This window comes from Vibrio proteolyticus NBRC 13287 (assembly GCF_000467125.1).
Classification (GTDB): Bacteria; Pseudomonadota; Gammaproteobacteria; order Enterobacterales; family Vibrionaceae; genus Vibrio; species Vibrio proteolyticus.
On the sequence record NZ_BATJ01000012.1, the window covers coordinates 36,225 to 51,913 of the forward strand.

Annotated in this window: 16 protein-coding genes; 8 read left to right on the top strand and 8 right to left on the bottom strand. The window is 50.0% G+C overall.

Translation table 11 applies throughout. The features are described 5' to 3' along the window. Positions 1-145 precede the first annotated feature (145 nt). Both VPR01S_RS14980 and VPR01S_RS14985 read right to left on the bottom strand, forming a co-directional pair. Positions 146-1,162 carry a porin gene (locus VPR01S_RS14980; protein ID WP_021706200.1) on the bottom strand — a complete coding sequence of 339 codons (1,017 nt, stop codon included), beginning with the start codon at positions 1,160-1,162 and terminating at the stop codon, positions 146-148. A gap of 198 nt (positions 1,163-1,360) precedes the next feature. Then, positions 1,361-2,368 carry a porin gene (locus VPR01S_RS14985; protein WP_021706201.1) on the bottom strand — a complete coding sequence of 336 codons (1,008 nt, stop codon included), beginning with the start codon at positions 2,366-2,368 and terminating at the stop codon, positions 1,361-1,363. A gap of 447 nt (positions 2,369-2,815) precedes the next feature. Here VPR01S_RS14985 and VPR01S_RS14990 point away from each other — a divergent pair, with 447 nt between their 5' ends. The 5 genes from VPR01S_RS14990 to VPR01S_RS15010 all read left to right on the top strand — a co-directional run bounded on the left by VPR01S_RS14990 (position 2,816) and on the right by VPR01S_RS15010 (position 7,837). Further along, entirely contained in the window at positions 2,816-3,178 is a 363-nt protein-coding gene (locus VPR01S_RS14990; RefSeq protein WP_021706202.1) for a hypothetical protein, read from the top strand. Positions 3,179-3,278: 100 nt separating this feature from the next. Then, on the top strand, positions 3,279-5,336 hold the full coding sequence (locus VPR01S_RS14995) for a protein-disulfide reductase DsbD family protein (RefSeq protein ID WP_345604576.1): 2,058 nt from the start codon (positions 3,279-3,281) through the stop codon (positions 5,334-5,336). Further along, positions 5,320-5,844, top strand: coding sequence for a protein disulfide oxidoreductase (locus tag VPR01S_RS15000; RefSeq protein WP_237668182.1), 525 nt, complete (start codon positions 5,320-5,322; stop codon positions 5,842-5,844). Before VPR01S_RS14995 ends, VPR01S_RS15000 begins: the two co-directional genes overlap by 17 nt. A 24-nt stretch (positions 5,845-5,868) precedes the next feature. Then, positions 5,869-6,603, top strand: a complete 735-nt coding sequence (locus tag VPR01S_RS15005) for a thioredoxin domain-containing protein (protein ID WP_021706205.1) — start codon at positions 5,869-5,871, stop codon at positions 6,601-6,603. 241 nt (positions 6,604-6,844) lie between these two features. Further along, complete coding sequence (locus VPR01S_RS15010; protein WP_021706206.1) at positions 6,845-7,837, top strand: porin; 993 nt, start codon at positions 6,845-6,847, stop codon at positions 7,835-7,837. Positions 7,838-8,113: 276 nt separating this feature from the next. Here VPR01S_RS15010 and VPR01S_RS15015 read toward each other — a convergent pair whose 3' ends face one another. Next, a complete protein-coding gene (locus VPR01S_RS15015; protein ID WP_021706207.1) occupies positions 8,114-9,109 on the bottom strand; it encodes a succinylglutamate desuccinylase/aspartoacylase family protein in 996 nt (331 codons plus the stop codon). A 244-nt stretch (positions 9,110-9,353) separates the two neighbouring features. Here VPR01S_RS15015 and VPR01S_RS15020 point away from each other — a divergent pair, with 244 nt between their 5' ends. After that, on the top strand, positions 9,354-10,259 hold the full coding sequence (locus VPR01S_RS15020; protein WP_040902856.1) for a DMT family transporter: 906 nt from the start codon (positions 9,354-9,356) through the stop codon (positions 10,257-10,259). A gap of 41 nt (positions 10,260-10,300) precedes the next feature. Then, positions 10,301-10,906 (top strand): glutaredoxin domain-containing protein, encoded by a 606-nt coding sequence (locus tag VPR01S_RS15025; RefSeq protein WP_021706209.1) that lies wholly within the window; start codon positions 10,301-10,303, stop codon positions 10,904-10,906. An 82-nt stretch (positions 10,907-10,988) separates the two neighbouring features. On the opposite strand, the gene VPR01S_RS23155 is transcribed toward VPR01S_RS15025, so the two are convergent. The 3 genes from VPR01S_RS23155 to VPR01S_RS15035 all read right to left on the bottom strand — a co-directional run bounded on the left by VPR01S_RS23155 (position 10,989) and on the right by VPR01S_RS15035 (position 12,810). Continuing rightward, positions 10,989-11,123, bottom strand: a complete 135-nt coding sequence (locus VPR01S_RS23155; RefSeq protein WP_021706210.1) for a hypothetical protein — start codon at positions 11,121-11,123, stop codon at positions 10,989-10,991. Positions 11,124-11,203: 80 nt separating this feature from the next. Beyond that, positions 11,204-11,557: a hypothetical protein gene (locus VPR01S_RS15030; RefSeq protein WP_021706211.1), complete on the bottom strand. Its 354-nt coding sequence runs from the start codon at positions 11,555-11,557 to the stop codon at positions 11,204-11,206. A gap of 50 nt (positions 11,558-11,607) precedes the next feature. Continuing rightward, positions 11,608-12,810, bottom strand: a complete 1,203-nt coding sequence (locus VPR01S_RS15035) for a multidrug effflux MFS transporter (protein ID WP_040902867.1) — start codon at positions 12,808-12,810, stop codon at positions 11,608-11,610. Positions 12,811-12,901: 91 nt separating this feature from the next. Between VPR01S_RS15035 and VPR01S_RS15040 the strand changes: the two genes are divergently transcribed. After that, on the top strand, positions 12,902-13,783 hold the full coding sequence (locus VPR01S_RS15040; RefSeq protein ID WP_021706213.1) for a LysR family transcriptional regulator: 882 nt from the start codon (positions 12,902-12,904) through the stop codon (positions 13,781-13,783). A gap of 35 nt (positions 13,784-13,818) precedes the next feature. Here the strand turns inward: VPR01S_RS15040 and shyA are convergent, their stop codons facing one another. Together shyA and VPR01S_RS15050 are read right to left on the bottom strand one after the other, a co-directional pair. Beyond that, complete coding sequence (gene shyA, locus VPR01S_RS15045; RefSeq protein ID WP_021706214.1) at positions 13,819-15,126, bottom strand: peptidoglycan DD-endopeptidase ShyA; 1,308 nt, start codon at positions 15,124-15,126, stop codon at positions 13,819-13,821. 190 nt (positions 15,127-15,316) lie between these two features. Next, positions 15,317-15,616: an isoamylase early set domain-containing protein gene (locus tag VPR01S_RS15050; RefSeq protein ID WP_021706215.1), complete on the bottom strand. Its 300-nt coding sequence runs from the start codon at positions 15,614-15,616 to the stop codon at positions 15,317-15,319. Positions 15,617-15,689 lie beyond the last annotated feature (73 nt).

Genomic DNA, 15,689 nt, shown 5'->3' on the forward strand with positions numbered 1-15,689 from the left:
ATCGCAGCCCCATTCTGCGACTTCATTCTCTTTGGTTATCCGCGTGCCATCGGATTGATGGCGGCCCGATGACCCAAAAATAAAACGCCTGTCCAAAACGAACAGGCGCAAACACAAGTTGGTGTGTTTAGGCAGTAGATTCTAGTTATAGGTAGTAACGAGCACCGATGATCCACTCATCGTTTTCATCGCTGTTGTAATCGTTACCCAAGTCGAACTGATACCCTGCAAAACCAACCAGCTTCGGTGTGAAGTTGTACTCTGCTTGCAGAGCCGTCTGGCTGAATACGGTATCGCTGTCGTCATTGTCTTCAACTGCTTCGTAGTTGATGCTCAGGTTCAGGCCGTTGCCCAGACCGTACGCGACCAACGCTTCATACGCATCGCTGTCTTTGACCTTGCCACCGGCAAATCCATCGTTCATGTAGTCGTTCATGGCGTAAACCAAAGCCACGTACAGACCTGAACCATAGCTGCCGTACTTCGCTGAGAAAATGCTGGATTCTGCGTTTTCCTGACTACCTACACCCACGTCACCGCCGCTGTAGGCATAACCGATAGAGAACGCACTGAAAGAGAATGTCAGACCTGCCTGGATACGTGCATCGTACATGTCGTGCTCGCCTTGCCAGCCCAGACCCATAGCCAGTTCACCCACATCGCCAATCGCAAAAGCGTTGCGGTAGCTGACCATACGTTCGGCACGGGCAGTACCCAGATCGTATTGATCGTCATACAAGAAGTTGTTCGCGAACGCGATTGGTAAATCCGCAATACCACCGACATCGTAGTATGGCGACCACTGAGTACCCACCACCAGACGACCGTAGTCATCGTGTGTTGCACCAATGTAGCCCAAACGAGTTGCAAAAGAGTTGTCACCACCTTCCAGGTAGTTCAGAGACCATTCACCTTTTGCGTCGACAACGACACCGTTGCCCAGATCTTGCGATCCCGCCACATTGATACGTGGAGAAACCTGATTAACCTGAACTTCATCAGAACCGTCGTAGTTAACGCCGCCATCGTATTCACCGACACCCACGGAAACGTGACCGCCGATGGACAGAGTTGTACCTTCGTTGTTGTAAACTTGCGCTGCGAAGGCTTGAGTACCACATGCTGTCGCTGCCACTGCTGCAGCTAATAATTTCATCTTCATCTTATAATGTCCGTATTACTGGTTTAATAACGAGTTCGAATCAGAGCTAAAGCACTGATACATCACGAACACTTCAACCGTAGTACATAAAAATCACATTTCAAATGCAACGTGCCACATACGTGAAGATGTACAAAAAAACGCCTGCTCCTAATGGAGCAAGCGTCAATAATTACTCTTGGACAGAGTGGGACGAGTTTATAGGTAGTAACGCACACCCAGCAACCACATGTCATCTTCAGCGACATCGATGTCATTGCCCAGATCGAACTGATAGCCAGCGAAGCCGACAAAGCTTGGCGTAAAGTTGTATTCGGCCTGCAGTGCCATTTGGCTGTAGATGGTGTCGTTGTTCTTGTCGTCTTCCACACCTTCATAGTTGATACTGATATTCAGGCTGTTGGCAAACGCGTAAGCCAGCAGACCTTCCATCGCAATGGACTCTTCCAGGCCACGATTCATGTATTCGTTCATGGCATAAACCCCCGCCACATACAAACCTTTACCATAGGTACCGTAGCTGGCGCTGAGCATGTTCGACACCGCAGTGTCTTTCGCGCTTGTCCATTGAACATCACCCGTGTTGTACGCATAGTTGAAGCTGAACCCAGCAATCTTATACGTCAATGCCGCTTGTACGCGGTCATCATATTTGACGTTGGCGGCATTCAATTCATCGGTTTTCGACCCCTGCCAGCCTAAGCCAAACGAGAATTCACCGGCATCACCGAAACTGAACCCGTTGCGGTACGAAATCATTTTATCCGCACGGCCTGTGCCCAGCGGGCCATGATCGTCATACAAGAAGTCGTTCGCATAAGCGATCGGCATATCAGCAATACCCGCGGCGTCGTAATACGGTGACCATTGTGTGCCCACAACAACCCGGCCGTAGCTATCGTGCGTCAGCCCAATGTAGCCCAGACGCGTCGAAAACGACTCTTCACCGCCATCAAGATAGTTCAGCGCCCACTCTCCTTTTGCATCGGCGGTAAAGCCATTGCCAATATCCTGAGTCGCATTGAAATTGATACGTGGAGAAACCTGCTGGACTTCCGTATCGCCCTGTTCAGAGCCACCGAGACCAACAGAAACATGACCACCCACTGAAAACGTGGTCCCTGCATTGTTGTAAAGTTCTACTGCAAATGCCTGTGATCCAAACGCCGCAGTAGCCACTGCCATAGCTATAAGCTTTTTATTCATTTTTTATTTCCATATTTTGTTGTGTTTTTTGGTCCACCGTCACCGAGTTTGTTACCACCCGGTTAACAGTTAGATTCAATGTATCTATGGAAACAGAGAAAGTTGCATAAAATGATATAAAACGATAAAAACACATTTATCAAAAAGAAAAAGCCTTTCTTTTCATACAGAAAGATAAAAATCATCAAAGTCATTGAGATAAGTTTTGATGTTACAGTTAGAAACAATGATGACTGACATTAAAACGAATGTCTCACCCATTCAGACCCAAAACCGTCAATAACAATTAATTAACATCGTTATACATCTGACTGCATTAACGTACCAGACATTATCCACTGGCCAGACACAGGCTCCGGTTACAATTCCACGTGAAAACAGACTTGATCTTTGTGCAAAAACCTCTAGCCTTTGAATCGCTTATTGAACATCAACAAAGAGTTTACTGTGCGCCTATTCCGCCGAACCACATCCGCGTATTTATCACTGCTGCTAGCGGTGATGGTGGTCGTGCTGTGCGCAGTGAAAACCACTACCGCGTATCAGAACGCTCCTCAGCCGTATCTGTCCGTCCATGTTGATGACAGCCACGACACACAAGCTGAAAGCTCAGCGTCACCGTGTAAGCTGACAGAGAAGCTACTCACCCAGTCTCTGGCAAATCTGGAAACCTTGACGCCGCTACTGATTCTGATCGCCCTGCTCTTCTCTGGTGCCGTACAAACCCAACAAGTGCAACGAGCTGCACCGTCTGAGTTCACCGTACCCAAATTACGTATCCACATCACTCACTGTATTTTCCGGGAATAGAGTGCGACGTCTTATTTCGTCGTATCACTATTTTTGGAGAAACCATGTGCACAAATTAATTACTTGTCTGTTGTCTGACAGACGCTTTATCTTACCTGCGATGCTGGTCATGCTGTGCTTTGCCACGCTGCCCGTGCAGGCTCAAACAACCGGCTGGATACAAGATCCTGCACACCCGCCCGTCAAAGTCCGGTTACTGTCGACCGGCCACCTGGACAGTGACAATCGCACCCTGGAAATGGTGCTTGATGTCGCGTTAGAGGGAGAGTGGAAAACCTATTGGCGCAGCCCCGGCGAAGGCGGCATCGCTCCGGAGCTGGACTGGCGTGAATCGCAAAATATTCGCAACATCGAGTGGCGCTGGCCAGTTCCGGCTTACTACGAACAGTTGGGTGTGCAGACGCTGGGCTACAAGCATCAGGTTCACTTCCCACTCCTGGTGGAAGTCAATGACCTCAACCAGCCTGTCCGGCTCAAGGCCAACCTGCGCCTGCCCAGTTGCACCAACATTTGTGTGGTCACCGATTACCCCATTGAGCTCAACGTAGATCCACACGATCTAAGCCCTGACAGTGAAGCTGCGTACCTCTTCGCTCAGGGCAACAGCCAGACGCCAGCCCGAAACGGGCAGATTGAAGCCGTGGCCAACTACTGGGATCACAACGCTCAGACTCTGACAGTTGAACTGCGTAGCGAGACTCCCTGGCAAGAGCCTCAGGTATTGATCGATGGTCCGGACGTTGCCGATGATTTCTTTTCCGAGCCAACGTTGCAGATTGACGGTCACACGCTGTTTGCACGCTTTCACGTCAGCAACTGGCTGGGTAAGGCAGATCTTCGCGACAAATCCGTGCTCATCACCGTTTCGGACACACTGCTGTTATCCGAAACCCGCACCCTAGTGTCGACCACGCCACTCACCCTGCCGCAAAATGGCAATGTCTTATGGATGATAGGAGTGGCGTTACTCGGAGGCTTGATCCTCAATATCATGCCGTGCGTTCTGCCGGTGCTAGGGATGAAAATCAACACTTTGCTGGTCAACCAGAGCGCCTCTCGTGGTCATATTCGCCTGTCATTTTTGGCCTCTGCAAGCGGGATCATCACCTCGTTCCTACTGTTGGCTCTGGGACTTTCGCTACTGAAATTCGCCGGTCATGCTGTGGGTTGGGGGATTCAGTTTCAGAACCCGTGGTTCATTGGTTTTATGGCACTGATCACCCTGCTGTTCTCGGCCAACCTATTTGGCCTGTTTGAATTCCGATTGCCTGGTGGCCTGAATACCTGGCTGGCGACGAAAGGAAATCACTCTTACTCGGGTCATTTTATCCAGGGCGCCTTTGCAACGCTGCTGGCAACACCATGCAGCGCGCCATTTCTCGGTACCGCCGTGGCTTATGCGCTGGCCGCCAGTTACCTTGAAATGTGGATGATTTTTTTCGCACTTGGAGTGGGCATGAGCCTGCCGTGGCTGGTGATGGCGGTTTGTCCTTCGTTGGTGAAATGGCTACCGAAACCCGGCCGTTGGATGAGCCACGTTAAGTGGTTGTTTGCGGGCATGATGCTCCTGACCAGCCTATGGCTGGTGTGGTTGATGAAAAACTTTACAGGCACCGGGCTTAGTCTGCTCATGATGGGAACCGTGCTGCTGAGCGTAGGCGTGTTGCTCGCACGCCGTTATGGCCGTCAGGCAACGGTGCCGATGGCGGTGGTGACAATTTTCGCGCTGGGCGGTGGATTGATCACTGGCAGCCTGACCGCCAACAGTTGGGCCACCCCGATCGTCGACGATCTCACCTGGCAGCCGCTGGATGCGACAGCCATTCCGACTTTGGTCAGCCAAGGTAAAGTGGTATTTGTCAACGTCACAGCGAACTGGTGCATCACCTGTAAAGCCAACAAAATCGGCGTGATCTTACAGGATCCGGTCTATAGCGCTCTGAAAGCGCAGGACATCGTACTGATGCAGGGCGACTGGACCAAGCCCAGTGATTCGGTTACGGCCTATCTGCGCGAACACGGCCGTTTTGGCGTGCCATTTAACATAGTGTATGGGCCTGATGCCGCCAGTGGAATCGCACTGCCCGTCATACTCAGTGATACTGAGGTAATACAGGCCCTTCACTCTGCCGGGAGCGATCATGACAAGAAAAAGTGAGGAACCAATCCGGACTTCAAGACTCAAAAAGTGGTCAAAAGAACTCGGTTTGATGATGATCGTTGTGGTGGCGATCTCACTGCTCATGGATCGCTATTACAGCGCCGATATGCCCGATGGAGACGCGCCACCGATTGTGGCTACGGCTCTATCTGGTGAGACCATCGACGTCATTAAAGCCAGCCGTGAAAAACCGGTTATTGTGTATTTTTGGGCGACCTGGTGCGGTGCTTGCCGCTGGGTTAGCCCAACGATCAATTACTTTGCCGACCAGCATACTGTCGTCTCTGTGGCACTTTCATCCGGTCAGGATGAACGAGTACGACAGTACATGCAGGCTAAACAGTATCAGTTCAGCGTACTCAATGATTCCACCGGGCATATTAGCCGGGATTGGAACATCGCTGTTACGCCGACGATCGTTATCATCAAAGACGGCAAAATCAAGAGCATCGCAACCGGCATTACCTCTCCGGTTGGCTTGTGGCTCAGAACTCTCTTCGCCTGACAGCGAGAATAAAGGAATACCTACATGAAAAAATCAATCGTCAGTATCGCACTCGCATCCACCCTGCTTTTCACGGCCAACGCGATGGCCTCGCTCTCTCCTGCTCAGCAAAAGCAGCTCAACGAGATTCAGCAGTTACTGGAAAATAATCCTGATATTATCAGTGATCTCCACGCCAGCTTGAATCAGTATGTGGAAAGTCAGGCGCAATTTGAACAGGTAAAACAAGCTAGCCAGGCCTGGCTGAACAACACCCAGGTTCACAGTGTCACCGGCAATCCGAATGGCAACACCGTGCTGATCAACTTTACCGACTACAACTGTCCGTACTGTAAAAAACTTGAAGCGGGCATCGACCAACTGGTCAAAGAATATAACGACGTGAAAGTGATCAATATTTACGTACCGCTGCAACAGCAACAAGTGGCTGGACTGGATACCAATTCCGCCATCTACGCGCTGAATGTGTGGCAGAAAGCACCGGATAAATTCGCTCAGGTGCATGCGTTGTTGGTGGCGAAAAATGGCCGTCACACCAAAGAGTCTCTGGAGGCCATTGCGAAGAAAACCAACACCGCACAATATCTGGTCGCGAATAAAGATGTAGAAGCGTCGATCATTAAAAATCTGCAAACATTTACTAACTTGGGTCTGCGCGGTACGCCGGCCATTTTTGTTGGCGATGACGTTGTGCCGGGCTTCATTCCGTACGCGCAGCTCAAACAAATGGTTGAGAAGGAAATCAATAAAAACAGTTGATTTATCAATCTATTAAATCAGAACGAAGTCTAGAGAAAACTGATTGTTTCCTCATTAATCTGTAGTAAAACTGCTTGCCCGCTCTGCATATCAGAGCGGGCATAATTAATATTTTCTAAATAAAACCGACACTTAACAGTCACACTCCAGAAATCAAACTTTCATTTTAAACATCTACCTTACTTCCCATCCCAAAACAATCGGGCAATGAAGCTCAAGTACGACTAATAAGGTAAATAAAATGAAAAAAGCAGCAATTTCTACTGCGATCCTGACAGCATTGGTATCTGGTTCTTCTCTGGCTGCAACAGTTTACAGCAATGACGGCACGGAACTGAAAATCGGCGGCCGCGCAGAATTCCGTGGTGACTTCAATGGTGCTGAAGACGGCAAAGACATCGAAGGCACAATGAAAAACAAAAGCCGCGTGCGTGTAAACGTCGTGGGTTCGACTCAGATCAGCGATTCTCTGTCTGGTTTCGGTAAGTACGAAGCAGAGCAATCTGTTTTGTCCTCTGGCGACAAAGACGCGAACACTGAATTCAAACAACGTTACGCTTTCGCGGGCCTGAAAGGCGACTTCGGCTCAGTCTCCGCTGGTCGTCAGGACACCGCAGGCGTTCAAATCTCCGACATGTCAGATATCGGTACTTACACAGGCGATCAGAAAGCCTTTATCAATGCCGGTAACGAGCAGATCAACAACACGTTTGCATACGGCTACAACACCGACACATTGTCGATTAAAGCAAGCTTCATTGCTGGCGAAGAAAAAGACACAGATGGCTACGGTATTTCTGCTATTTACACTCTGCCTATGGGTCTGGGTTTTGGTCTGGGCTACGCGGCCAATGACAATGGTCAGGGTGCTGGCTCGGCAAACCAAATCATTGCTGGTATCAACTACGAGATGGACGCACTGTACCTGGCAACCACTTACACCATGGGTGATCTGGATGACGACGCGGATACCGAATTTGAAGGTCTCGAATTCGCGGGCCACTACAAATTTACCAAACAATTCCGTCTGATTGCGGCTTACGTGAAACAAGAAGAAGACGCAGCGAAAAATGACAGCGTCGATACTGCTGACTTCTTCGAGCTGACTGCACGTTACGACTTCAACAAGTCTATCCGTGGTTACGTTGCGTATAAACTGAACAACCTGGACGATAAAGACACTGGTTACGACGTTAACGATTCTGTACGTCTGGGCCTACGTTACGACTTCTGATATTTACCTGTCCGTAAATACTCGTGAAAACTCAGGCCGGGCATCTGCTCGGCCTTTTTAATTGCACCAGATAAGTTCAAGTTTCACCAGAAGAAGGCAAATCGGATATATTCAAAACTTCAAGTTATTATAAATCAATCACTTAAAAAGTGGCACGCGAACTGCAATACAGTAAGTACAAATGCTCGGCAGCGTTTGTGCTTCATTTTTATAGTCCCGGCAGAGACTATAAAGAGTTTCATGTTCTTTCCGCCTCCCTCTCGGGAGGCGTTTTTTTTATTTGACCAAACGCACCAGTAACGCCCCGGGCTCACGCAGCGCATCATTGCAATAACTGACCACCACCCCGAAATCCGGAGCCAGATAGCGATGCACTTCGTCGCCAAACGCATCGTACTGGATCGCCAGTAGATCATCTTTATTGATGCGGTCTAGTAAATTGACCTGTGGCAGAACAAAACCACCACGGCTCGCGCGTACCGAAATGACCTGTTGCGCTTTCATCGTATCTTGCGTGCGCACGACCTGCCCCTCACACACGCCGTAATGACGCAGAGTATTCATCACACCGGCCACTGCTCGATCAATCAAATCCGGCTGGGTTACTTTACCCATACCGACTTCCACCGTAATGCAGGGAACACCGTGATTGTTCCATACCGTCTCCAGCACTCCCTCTTCCCCGGGATCATCTAAAATCATGTCCGGATTCATCAATCGAGCCAGGGTCGCGGCGGATTCAACACGACAATCAGCAAACACATACAAAGGATAAACCGTACCACGTGTCTGAGTATGCAGATCAATGGCCATATCTGCATTCGGCTGCAGTAAATGCGTCCAGATAGCATGCAGGTATCGCTGCGCCGCATCGCCGTCCGGATTTCCGGGAAAGCCACGGTTAAGGTTCGCGCTGGGTATTTCCGGATCTGAGCTGGTAAAATCACGACTGTGACTGAGCACACCGGGCAGATTCATCAGCGGCAACACCACAACCGTCCCACACAGCGGTTGCTGATGCAGCGCACGAGCCAGCGCCTGGGCGGAGAGAATCCCGTTCATTTCATCACCGTGTACGCCTGCTGTGATCACCACCCGGTGACCCGCGTTTTGTCCTTTGATAACTCTGACTGGCACATGCTGAGGCTGCCCAAGCGCCTGAGTCCCGGCCTGAAACCAAAAGCTGTGCTCACCCGGTGGTAAGTCTTCCACATCCAGGCGTTGGATCACTCTTTTTCCCTGAACCACGTCATCCATATATTCGGTTGGCATCGCTACGTCTCCCTGAAATCCAAACCGACCATCACTGCGGCAAGGCCACACCCGCCAATCAAGATAAAAAAGCCCGGGCAGATGTGCCACCCATATGAGTCATAATCCTCACCGACATCACACAATTGCCTGCTTCAACGCGGCGTCCTATTGAAATAGCAGCAGATAATCTATGCAGACGCTCGCTTATTGCATTCACTTGGGTATATGATTTAACGAATTTTTTACTGATAGCTTTAATTTCATGATCACCAGACATCATCATCCAGTCCAGGGGGCCAGTTGGATGCTGACCGCCGGCCTCGCTTTCGCCATCGTCAATAGCCTGACTCAAATCGCCAGTATTCACTATGGCCTGACGTCGACAACCGTCGCTGTTATTCAGTATGCCGTTGCCCTGATTGTGATTCTGCCGTATCTGCGAACCTTGGGGATTCGCCACTCACTGCGAACGAACCACTTTCCGGCTCATGTATTTCGAGTATTTCTGGCCGTTATCGGCATTCAGTTGTGGTTGTGGGCCTTGGCTTACCCAGTGCCAATCTGGCAGGGAATTGCGCTGCTGATGACCTCTCCGCTATTCGCCACCCTCGGTTCGGGATTGTTTTTGAAAGAGAATGTTGGTCCGGCACGCTGGATTGCGACCCTGACCGGATTTGTCGGCGCCATGATCATTTTGGAACCCTGGTCTGATGATTTCAGCTGGGCTGCACTATTGCCGGTCGGCGCGGCGTTCTTCTGGGCCTGTTATTCGCTGATGGTGAAAAAACTCTCCAGTTACGACTCTCCGTCTACCATGGTGGTTTATCTGCTGATCCTGATCACTCCGTTTAATATTTTCCTCGCCATTCCGGAATGGCAGACACCTCAAAGCGCGACATTATGGCTGGTATTGATTGGCACTGGGGTTATGACAACGCTGGCTCAGTGGGCTATCGTTAAAGCGTATGCGGTGGCCGACGCTTCATTTGTTCAACCATTTGATAACGCGAAGTTGCCGCTGAACGTACTGGCAGGTTGGCTGGTCTTTAGTTGGGTTCCGCCTGGTCGTTTGTGGCTCGGGGCCGCTTTTATTATCGGCTCTGTCGCGTTTATCACCCAATGGGAAGCGAAAAAATCCCGTCGTATGCTGAAAGAAATTCAGTCTTAGACGGTTCTAATGGGATAAGCGCAATGTGAGAGAGAACACCTATGGCTAAGCCAATTAAGATCACCCTTTACCGCTGGGCGGGAAGCTGGGGCCCATTTAAAGTCAATATTCCCTGTGGCGAGTGCACTCTGACCAAAGACATTCTCAATGATACGTTTGAGCATGAACTGGCTGATGTACCCGTAGAGCTGGAAGTCAAAGACTGGCTGTCACACTGGTGGGAACCGCTGAAACTGGGGGCATGGCATGCGCCGATTCTGGTTGTCGAAGGTAAAGTGGTCAGTCAGGGGGAAGCGCTCAATCGCGGTGTGTTGGTGCAGTCGGTGATTCAATCGTGGACCAAACGAGACAAGTTAAAAGGCAACATTGTTTATGGTAAAGCAACATGCCCTTATTGCGTCAAAGCCAAACAGCTGCTGGACAATGCAGGTATCGAATACCGCTACCATGACGTGGTAAAAGAAAGCGCAGCGCTATATCGAATGATTCCCGAAGTCAAAGCCATCATCGGCGAAAAAACGCCCGTAACGGTGCCACAGATCTGGCTTGACGGCCAATACGTTGGTGGTTGTGACAATCTGGAAGCCTGGCTGGATGAGCGGGGTTTAAAGTACGTCCCGGACAACGTGGTCAATCTTGACGCCTGAACGGAGTGTCTGACAGCAAACCAGTAAAAAGCCCCGGCATCACTGCCGGGGCTTTTTGGGAAAGTCCATTTGCTGGCGTCTATTACTTCGCCATCTTTTTCATCATTTTTTTAAAGAATGATGGTTTTTTCGCTTTTGGCTTACCGTAAAACGCTTCATGCATCGCTTGTTTTGCCACCATCTGTCCCAGATAGGCTGAACCCAGTTCGTAACTCATCTTGTCTCCGATCATGCACTGGAAATACCGCCAAGAATTGTAATCGGGATCACATAAAAAACAAGCGCCATATCACATTTTTATTTGTCACGTTTTGGTTGACGATAGGTCTTCCCTGCTGCTTGATACGTATCTTTACGCTTTACTTCAAACATCGCATCAAAGAACCAGGCAACGAATGCAATCACGTCATCACCCTCATTCATGACGTGTTCAACAAACTCTTCTTCTTCGCCATCATCATTTGCTTGCGTCGTGACGTGATAAATGCGCTTTTCACCGTCGATGTCCGCCAAAGCAAACTGGCCGCTCAAAGACAATGCCGCTTCGGCCACGTCACTGTCGTCACTCGTTTTCAGTAGCTCCAGCGCCCGTGGCAGGGTTTGTTGTTCGCATGCGGCTTTCACCAGAGCTTCAAATTCTTTCTGTTGCATGGAGGTATCCTCTAAAAGTTTCGCGCATTGTATCAACCCCCTTTCGGGTTTCAAGCGAACTCTCGCCCGCCCAGACGACGAAACTGGCGCAACGCGAGCACTGTAATCATGCTAAGCGCCACTAGCAGGTAAAATCCGCCCAGCGCATCCTGATTGGTCACCCAGTGTTCCACCAGATACCCGCCAAACAGCCCGGCTATACACATCTGTACAGAACCAGACAGCGCAGACACGGCGCCAGCCTGTCGTTTGTGCGGCTCGAGCAACATGCTCAGCGACAACGGGAACGACATCCCCTGTGCAATGGTCAGACAGGTAAACGCCCAGGTCAGGTTAAAAATAGTCGTCGGCGTATTGAGCAGCCACAGTCCGGAAAAAACAATGATCGCGATGGCGAGCAGCATCAAACGGCTTCGGGACATAAAACGGTTGAGCACATTGAGCGAGACACTGCCAATCAGCAACCCGGCAGACGGAATGATCATGATCGAACCGTACTCAGCAACACTCAACCCCAACTGATGCTGCATAAGAAACGGCAGTACCGACAGAGACACCAGGCTGCCAAGGTAACTCACCCAGTTGAAACTGGCGCTGCTGATCACTTGAGGGTTGCGGATCAGTTGCCAATAGGTCACAACGACATCGCTTAACCGAAAGCGCCGTTTGGCATAAGGCAAAGTCTCCGGCAATATTCGCCAGCCGAGAATAAAGATCGCACTCAAATACAAAAGCACAAACACAAACACCGCCTGCCAGCCAAAGTGGAACGCGATCCAGCCACCGAATACCGGCGAAATGATCGGCATAATCGATGCCGTCACGGAGATGTAAGACAAAGCTTTGGTCAGGTGCACGCCATCATAACTGTCGCGCAGCACGCTGCGGCCAAGTACCGACGCACTGCCGGCGCCGAGTCCCTGTAGCAGACGTCCCGCTTCCAGCGCCGTAAAGCTGTCCGCTCCGCTGAGGCACAATACTGTGCCAACAAGATACACGCCTTGACCGAGCAGGAATACCGGGCGGCGTCCAATGGCATCGGACATCGGGCCATAAAACAGTTGTGACAACCCAAACCCAAGCAGGAACAGAGTGACCAACATTTGTACCTGAGCTTGTCCCACCGCCAACTGCTCGCTGATCACTGGCAGTGAAGGCAAGTAAATACTCACACCTACCTGCCCGGTGGCGATGATCATCATCGCCAGCAGCATCGGTGTTTTTTTGAAACGGTCTGCATCATTTTTCTTCATATCAGCCATTCTAAATTACCAACTCTTAAGTGATAATCTATTAAAATGGAAATAAATTAAGTCCTTTTAGGAATGAGTGTAAGGTGGGAATATGGATTGGATTCAAGGCATCGACAGCTTTATAAAAGTTGTCGAAGAAGGCAGTTTTAACGGCGCAGCCCGCCGGCTCAACACCACCAGCTCAGCCATCAGTAAACGGATTCACTGGCTGGAAGAACGGGTTGGTGTGCAACTGCTCAAACGCACCACACGCTCAGTCACGCAAACCGAAGCCGGTGCGCTGTTTTATGAGCGCGCTAAAGATTCGATAGACCGTTTGCAGTCCATCATCGATGAAACCCGTTCAGTCAGTCAAAGTCCGGCGGGCCTGCTGAAAATCGGGGCCACCATCGCGGTCGGCTCAAAGTTTCTGGTTCAATATCTGGACGACTTCCTCAAGCAATATCCGGATATCCGGATTCAGCTGACGACCACCGCGCCGGGCCAGATACCGGAGATGAGTCTGGATCTGTTTATCAGTCGTGAACTGGAACAATTCAATTCGCTGAGTTACAAAGCCACGCCACTGTTTGAACAGCGGATCGGTTTTTACGCCTCCCCCAGTTACATTACCGAGTACGGTGTGCCGACCACGATTGAGGAGCTCAAACAACATAAGGTTCTGATTTGGGGTGAACGCCCCCAGCGGGAGTTTAAGTTTTCGAAAGGCAAGCGGACGGTTCTCAGTGGTAACTTCGCCACCACTAACCCCGAAGCGCTGTTTTACGCCGCCAAAAACGGTATGGGGATTCTGATCAGCAATGATGTAATGATCAAAGAAGATGTACGATCGGGCGCTCTGGTGCGCATTTTGCCCGACGTGACGACCAACGATTCCACCGTCTACGCCTATTACCCGAAGCTAGATTACGAACACACCCGCACGAAATTGTTTCTCAATTACTTGAAAATGCGCTTGTCTCAGGCCGGATAAGGCTCTCCCCCAGACACACCGGGGGAGAAGCGATGTTAGCTTTCCACTGGCTCGGTTTTCGGTTCCACGTTCGCCAGCTTGGCTTCTTGTGCTTTTAGCATGGCGTTGAGCTTGTCACGGTTGGCCTTAAACTGAGCCATTTCCGCTTTTGGCACTGAACTGGCCATCGGAATTTTTGCTGTCACAGGGTTCACCGGACGACCACGCATAATGAACTCATAATGAATGTGCGGTCCGGTTACGCGGCCGGTGGCGCCAGACAAGCCAATGCGCTGACCACGACTGATTCGCTGGCCTTTTTTCACCAGAATCTTGCTCAGATGCAGATACCGGGTCTTGTATGCGCCGCCATGCTGCAACACAACATATTTGCCTGCGTACGGGTGATTGCGAGTCATGATCACCACACCGTCGCCTGTTGCCACAATCGGCGTACCACTTGGCGTAGCCCAATCCGTACCGTTATGCGGGGCAACCCGACCAGTGACAGGGTGGTGACGATTTGGATCGAACTTGGAGCTCATACGGTAATTGCCTTTAAACGGATGACGCTGAAACGCGCGCTGCAGACTATTACCATCCTGATCGTAGTACTGACCATCGCTGTGCAAATAAATTGAAATGACCCGATTGCGATTGTAAATTCTGACCGCCTCAATTTCGCTGTTCCCCGTCATTTCATCGCCGACATACTGACGTGACTGCACCACTTCAAAGCGATCACCAGCCCGCAGGTCACGCTTGAAGTTGATCTTGTCTTTCAGCAAAGTCACGATTTGACTGATTTCAGCGCTGTTGAGGCCAAGTTTGTTAACCGATGCGGACAAACTGCCATGAATTTCTCCCACCACCGGGACTTGTTTCCAGGTGCCCGGGATCTTAACGTCACGATACCCAAACGAACCATCATCCAGACGCGTATAAACCGCATGTTCAGCAATATTGAACACCAGTTCCATTTTTTTCAGATCGCCGGTTTCTGTTTTCCAGAAGCGTAATGTATTACCTGGTTTGAGCGTATCGAGCACCAGATAGTTTAAATCGGTTTCCATGACTCTCATCAGCTCCTGATAGGAGAATCCTAACGTGCTGAATATCGAGCTCAGGTTGTCACCTTTCGAAATTTGGTATTCATAATCAGGGATGTCATGAGCCACCTGATTTTCAGCCAGAATGGTGTCAATCACCTGAGATTCCGGCAACGAGAGCTCAACAGTGCCCTGGAGCGAGCTGTCTCGCGAAGAAGAGAAGATCGCGATCGCTACGATAGGAAGGCACGCAGCTAGGATCTTTTTTTGTTTTGACCACGCTGAAATACGCGCAGCTACAGACTTCGGACGCACAATAAGCCTCAATAGAGTGTAAACGAAGTGATTAGACTACGGTTTTGAAAAAAAATTTCTAGGTTTGGATTGTAAAAGTAAGATCAAAAAAGGCGCAATTGCGCCTTTTATATTTACCAGACTTTTCCAAGTAAGCGTTCACTTCGGCCAAATTTATCATTTGACCACCTCACGGCAAAAAAGTGGTCAATCATGCGTACGTCACCACAGTGGAATTATCTTCACCGAAACCATTTGGCTTATAATTGTCAGCATGAGGATCGTTGACCCAACGTTCGTTATCGATCAAGTAGCGAAATTCAAACTCACCGTCTTTTGGCAGACGGGTTTTGTATTTGTAACATTTGGATTTCGCCACGCGCGTCATTTCGATCGGCTGCCACTGCAAAAAGTCGGCAACCAGCGCCACCGAATCTCCGGCCAGTTCTTGAGGTAACTCAAAAGTCACTTCCACTTCGTCTTTGGTTTTAAAAAATCGCTTATTAATCATCTCAAACTCCGTTTTGTTTCAGGTGTCACGACGTTCTCATACCTTGTTAAATATCAGCATTGCTGTAGAAGCA